This window comes from Corallococcus sp. CA049B (assembly GCF_003611685.1).
GTDB classification, from domain to species: domain Bacteria; phylum Myxococcota; class Myxococcia; order Myxococcales; family Myxococcaceae; genus Corallococcus; species Corallococcus coralloides.
On the sequence record NZ_RAWC01000389.1, the window covers coordinates 1 to 3,424 of the forward strand.

Here is a 3,424-nt window from a genome sequence, read left to right on the forward strand (position 1 = left end):
CCGTGTTGGCGGCCACCGTGCGGGGCGGCTGCTGCGGGACGCTGACCACCGGCGTGGCCGGGGCTTCCGTCACGGGCGCGGGCTTGTCCACCGTGTAGGTGAGCCCCTCGACGGTGCACGTGCCCTCGATGCAGCCGATGACCGGCGCGGGGGGCTCGCCGAACTGGGCCTGCCAGTCCGGGCCCAGGTTCAGCGGCTCCGCGATGGGGCGCTGGTCCTTGCCCTGTCCGACGAAGGCCTGCATCACGCCGTCCTCGGTGACGAACAGCTCCAGCCGCAGCTCGTTCTCCGGCGCATCGAGGCCCAGCATGGCGCCGCCGCGCTCGCCCAGGGACCACTCCATCGACAGCGGCAGGTCCTTGCCGTGGTGCACGATGGTCACGTAGCGGCCGTCCCGGCCCATCAGGCCCAACGAGGCCACCGGCTCTGGCGGCGGGCCATTCCAGAGCTCCTTCAGGCGCCGCTGCCATGTGGCCGGGGGCGCCTCGGCGCGCACGCGCGCGGTCAGCCGGGCCACGCCGCCCACCAGCCCCACCACATCCACCCGGGCGCGGCCCACGCGCTTCTCCTGGTCGTGGAGCGGCGGGAAGACCATGGTCTTGTTCTCGAAGGCCAGGTCGCGGCCGACCACCACCACCTGTGGCGCGTCCGGCCCCTCACCCATCGTCACGCGGCGCTTGTCCGGGGTGACGTCCTCCATCCGGCCGGGGCCGTTGAGCGTCGTGAACCCGGTCTGCTCCGCCATGATGGCCTTGCCGGGGAGCGGCGGCTGGACGCGCACCTGCCCGCTGCGGTGGTACGCCACGCCCAGCACGCCCACCGCGGCCAGCACCGTCACCCCGGCGGCCGTCTGCGCCGTCACGCGCGCGGCGCGGCGCATGGAGGCCTTCGCCCGCTGCCAGCGCGTCAGCCGCAGCGGCGGCATGGACAGCAGGCTTCCGGGGACCAGCGGCTCCAGGTCCGCGATGAGCGCGGTCACGGACGGATAGCGCTCGTCCGGATCCGGCTTGAGGCACCGCATCACGATGGCGTCCACGCGCGCGTCCAGCCCCGCGCGCTTGCGCGACGGCGGATCGAAGGTGCCCAGCGGCACCTCGCCGGTGAAGGTCTCGTAGAGGATGACGCCCAGGGAGAAGATGTCCGCCCGCGCGTCCGCGCTCTTCGCGTCCACGCGCTGCTCGGGCGCCATGTACGAGATGGTGCCCATGGACACGTGCGTGGACGTGAGCGCGAAGCGCGACGCCGCGGACGCGTCATCCAGGAAGGACGCCAGCCCGAAGTCGGACACCTTCGCGATGCCGCCGGCCTGCTGATCCAGCAGGATGTTCTCCGGCTTCAGGTCGCGGTGGATGACGCCCCGGCCGTGCGCGTACTCGATGGCCCGGCAGATTTCGAGCATCCGGCGCAAGAGCACCGGCGTCTCCATGGACGGGCTGCGCATGAGCTCGCGCAGGGACGGCCCGTCCACGAACTCCATCACCAGGTAGTAGGTGTTGTCCGTCTTCCCCTTGTCGACGATGGCGACGACGTGGGGGTGGCTCAGCGTCGCCAGCGCCGCGGCTTCCTTCTGGAAGCGCGCGATGAACGACGGATCCTTGGCCAGATCCGGGTTCAGCAGCTTCACCGCGACCGTGCGGCCGAGCGACAGCTGGGTGGCCTTGTGGACCTCTCCCATGCCGCCGGCACCGACGAGCTTCTCCAGGCGGTAGCCGCTGACGAGATCAGGAGGCCGGGAACGACTGATGGCGGTGGGCTCGAACGAGGACATGGGCGGGGAACAGGGCGGCGAGGGTAGCAGAAACGGGGCGCCGCGTTACCGCTCCCCAGCTGCCCTTCCGGCCCCCTCCCGCTCGCCGGGTGGGCGGGCGGCCATGACCCGGGTGCTTCCGCTGCCAGTGGGAGCCCCAAGGGGCTCCCAAGGTGGGCTCAGGTGTCCCCGGCGACGGGGCGCAGCACGCTGGTGAGGTTGGTGCGCACCTGGGACAGCGAGGAGCGCATGTTCGCGTGCCGCACCGACGCGCCCACGGCCCGCGCCAGCGACTTGAGCAGCGAAATCTCCTCCGGGCGCCACAGGCGGGCCTGGCGGCAGTCCTCGAAGGCCACGAAGCCCCACCACTGCTTGGCCGGGACGATGGGGCACAGCAGCACGGACTGCACGCCCTGGCGCTCCAGCAGCTCGCGCATCATCGGCGGCGCTTCCTTGGTGGTGCAGGAGACCACCATCTGCGCCTCCAGCATGTCCGCCCACGCCATGGCGTAGTCGCGCATCGGCAGCGCGCGCAGCACCGGGTGCGCCAGCGGGGACACCACCCCCGGCTCCGCCCAGGCGTAGCGCAGGTCCGTCATGAACCGGCCCGCCAGGTTCGTGGTCCGGTTCTCGAAGAGGCACGCACGGTCCACCTTCAGCGGCCGGGCCACCATGCCCAGTGCATCCGAACCCGTGGCCGGGCACAGGCCCTTATCCAGGAGCAACCGCGACGCTTCGGACACCTTCGTGAACGCTTCCACCATGACCGTCTCGCTTGAAGGGGGGGAGGGGGTCACCCCTTCCTGTCGTGGATGAGCTGTCATCCACACATGTCCCGTTATGCAGGATTCCTTTGTTCCTGTCAAATGGTGGTTTTACTGGAAACCCAAGAAGCGGAGCGGGGGGCGTTCCGGTGCCCGAAAACGCGAACAGGGGCGCCCTCGTGAAGAGAGCGCCCCTGCCGGGCACTGCGCGCGGTGCTGCCCCTGCATCCCCTGGATGAGGAGGGCGGCGGACGACTACTGCGCGGACTTCTCGGAGGCGGGGGCCTTCACGGGCTTCTTGGTGCCGGTGCCCTGCATCATCGTCTCCGTGCGGCCGGAGGGCGCGGCCTCGGGCGTCGCTTCGGCCTTGGTCTCGGTCTTCGCCGGCGCGTGGGGGTCGGCCTGCACGTCGGTGGACGCGGGCGCCTTCGTCTCCGCGGCGGGGGCCTTGGCGGGAGCGGGCTTCGTCGGGGCGGCGATGGCGGCGGTGGCGGACAGCAGGGCGGCGACGAGGAAGGTCTTCATGGGGATGTGCTCGGATTCGTGACGGACGGCCCTCGCTGGAGTGCGCCGGGCGTCGTCATCGCGGCTCCAGATGGAGGCTGTGGATTGTTTATTCACGCGCCGTCACGTGGCGGTGCGCTCGCAGCAGGCTGCTGGAGTGGCAACGATTCCGCTCCCACGCACAAACGACAACAGGGGCGCCCTCGTGCGGAGAGCGCCCCTGCCGGGACCGCATCCTGTCCGTCCCTTGGAGGCGGACAGGGCGCGAGTGAAGCGAGGGATCAGCCCTCGGTCTTCGTCTCGGTGGTGGTCTTCTTCTCGGTCTTGGTCTTCGTGCCCTTCTTGGTGGCCTTGCCCTCGTGCTTGGTCTCGGTCTTGGACTCGGTCTTCATCTCGCCCTGCATCTCGG

Annotated in this window: 3 protein-coding genes; all 3 read right to left on the bottom strand. The window is 70.7% G+C overall.

Annotation, left to right across the window (positions count from 1 at the left end; genetic code table 11):
* On the bottom strand, nt 1-1,768 hold a 1,768-nt coding region (locus tag D7W82_RS38885), incomplete at its 3' end, for a serine/threonine-protein kinase (protein WP_147439769.1).
* A 158-nt stretch (nt 1,769-1,926) separates the two neighbouring features.
* Nucleotides 1,927-2,511, bottom strand: a complete 585-nt coding sequence (locus D7W82_RS38890) for a GAF domain-containing protein (protein WP_120561934.1) — start codon at nt 2,509-2,511, stop codon at nt 1,927-1,929.
* A gap of 255 nt (nt 2,512-2,766) precedes the next feature.
* Nucleotides 2,767-3,036, bottom strand: coding sequence for a hypothetical protein (locus tag D7W82_RS40815; RefSeq protein WP_158617812.1), 270 nt, complete (start codon nt 3,034-3,036; stop codon nt 2,767-2,769).
* Between the last annotated feature and the right edge of the window lie 388 nt (nt 3,037-3,424).

Bases quoted from the DNA above. Each gene is read 5' to 3' on its own strand.
- D7W82_RS38890 (WP_120561934.1), bottom strand. From the start codon at position 2,511: ATGGTGGAAGCGTTCACGAAGGTGTCCGAAGCGTCGCGGTTGCTCCTG.
- D7W82_RS40815 (WP_158617812.1), bottom strand. From the start codon at position 3,036: ATGAAGACCTTCCTCGTCGCCGCCCTGCTGTCCGCCACCGCCGCCATC.